2 protein-coding genes and 1 pseudogene are annotated in these 1,917 nt (G+C 75.5%); all 3 read right to left on the bottom strand.

The genetic code is table 11. From position 1 onward, the window contains the following. Positions 1–143 precede the first annotated feature (143 nt). Entirely contained in the window at positions 144–707 is a 564-nt protein-coding gene (locus tag ACFW1I_RS36325) for a hypothetical protein (protein ID WP_384678044.1), read from the bottom strand. A 164-nt stretch (positions 708–871) separates the two neighbouring features. After that, the gene (locus ACFW1I_RS36330; protein WP_384678046.1) at positions 872–1,636 is read right to left on the bottom strand and encodes a hypothetical protein; all 765 of its coding nucleotides are present in this window, start codon (positions 1,634–1,636) and stop codon (positions 872–874) included. A 64-nt stretch (positions 1,637–1,700) separates the two neighbouring features. After that, a pseudogene (locus tag ACFW1I_RS36335) lies at positions 1,701–1,917 on the bottom strand (hypothetical protein); the annotation flags it as partial.

Raw genomic sequence — 1,917 nt, forward strand, 5'->3', positions numbered from 1 at the left:
GTGGCGCGCCCCCCCCGGGCGCCGGCCGCTGGGTGGTCGGCGCCGGCCCCCCCGCCGGTGGGGTCGCGGGGCCGGGCCCCGCGGGGTGCGGGGTGGGGGGGGGGGGGGCGGCGGGCTGTCCGGCGCACGGGGACGGTTCCGGCTCAGTGCCGGCGGTCGCCCGTGCGGCGCCGGATCACGTACGCCGTACCGGCCGCGGCGGCGGCGAGCACCAGGGCCGTACCGGCCGCCAGCGTCCCCGATTCGAGGCTTCCCTGGGAGCCGCCGAGGCCGCCCTGCACACCGCGCGGGGTGAGCAGCACGGTCGAGCGGGCGGTGGGCGACAGCGTCGCCAGTCCGCTGATCGTCAGGTCCACGGTGTCCTGCACGCCGCCCGAGCAGTTGAACGCCACCGTGTACACGGCGCCGCGCTTGGCGTCCGCGTCCACGGTGGCGGTGGCCGTCGAGCCCGGGGCGATCTGGACGGTGTCGAAGATGCCCGCCGTCGCCGTCGCCGTGCTGGCGCAGCCGGGGGCGCTGAGCGTCACCCGCCCGCCGGGGGCGACGAGCGACGGGGAGACGACGAAATCGCCCGGGGCCTTGGCACCCCGCACCCGCGGGTTCGGCGCGGGCGCACCGTCGGCCGCGTGGGCGACGGTGACGGGGGCGGCCAGGGCGAGGGCGGCCGCCCCCAGCAGGGCGGTGGACGCGGCACGTATCGCGCGCATGGTGATTCCTCCGGGTCCCGAGGGCCGGCCGCGGCGGTTTGGCCGCGTGGAGCCTGCGTGCACCTCGTTGCCCGAAACGCTAGGAGCGCACTACCACAGCCGCGATCCCAGACGTGCGAATGGGGCACCCTTGTCCCCCGGGCGGCCCAGCCCCGCCCGTCCGGTCACTCCGTGACCTGCGGGAACAGATCGGTGAACGGCGCGGCGGTGGCGGCGAGACCGCGGCCGAACGGGGCGTCGAAGTCCCAGATGAGGAAGAGCAGGAAGGCGATCAGCGCGCTGTAGAGGCCGGCGAGCAGCAACTCGCGGCCGGTGCGCCGGATCTGGAGCGTGAAGATGAGCCCCACCGAGACCAGCGCGCCGATGATCAGGCCGAACCACACGACCCCGGGCATGGTCTCGCCGGCGCTCTGGCCGCGGGCGCCGCGGGCGTCGTCGGCGACCATCACCTGGTCGACCAGCGGCTGGTAGGCCTGCCCCTCGAAGTCGTCGGCCGGTTCGTAGTCGGTGACGCCGCGGCGCACCTTCTGCAGCAGGGCGTCGCCCTCGGGGGTGGTGGCGCCCTCCTCCGCCATGTACGCGAACTCCTCGTTCACCACGTAGTCGACGTACGCGTCGACGTCGGCGCGGATCCTCTCGCGGACCGGCAGCGGGTAGACCTCGACCCGCTCGGAGATCTCGTGCATCGCCTGGGCCTCCTGGCGGACCACCTCCTGGGCGGCGCCCCGGCCCTCCCAGACGCCGGCGATGGCGAGGCCGAGGACGATCGCGTAGATCACGCCGATCATCATCGTCATGTACTCGATGACGTCGGGGGTCTCGTTGGGGTCGTCGTCGTCGGGGATCCGGCGGTGGTTGATGACGACGATGGCCAGGACGACGGCGCAGGCCGCGGCCATCGCCAGGGTCAGGACGAGCCATTCGGACATGGTTCCTCGGTCTTTCTCGGAGGGTTCGAGTCGGGGTGCGGCGGGGTGCGGCGCTCGGGGCCGGTCAGCGGGAGGAGCGCGGGCGCAGGATCGCGGTGGCCAGCACGGCCGGCGCGGTGATCAGCAGCATCGTGGTGACGGGCGATGAGGTGGTCTTCGGCTGGGGCCGGGAGGTCCGCTTGTAGTGCGGCAGCGCGACCGGGGCCGCGGGCGCGGGGCGCGGCGCCGTCGTCGGGGTGGGGGACGGGGCCGGGGGAGCGGGGGCCGGCGGCGCCCCCCCC

It is taken from the genome of Streptomyces sp. NPDC058955 (assembly GCF_042741435.1).
Classification (GTDB): domain Bacteria; phylum Actinomycetota; class Actinomycetes; order Streptomycetales; family Streptomycetaceae; genus Streptomyces.

Excerpts from the sequence above, each read along its gene's own strand:
- ACFW1I_RS36330 (WP_384678046.1), bottom strand. The coding sequence starts at position 1,636 with ATGTCCGAATGGCTCGTCCTGACCCTGGCGATGGCCGCGGCCTGCGCC.
- ACFW1I_RS36325 (WP_384678044.1), bottom strand. The coding sequence starts at position 707 with ATGCGCGCGATACGTGCCGCGTCCACCGCCCTGCTGGGGGCGGCCGCC.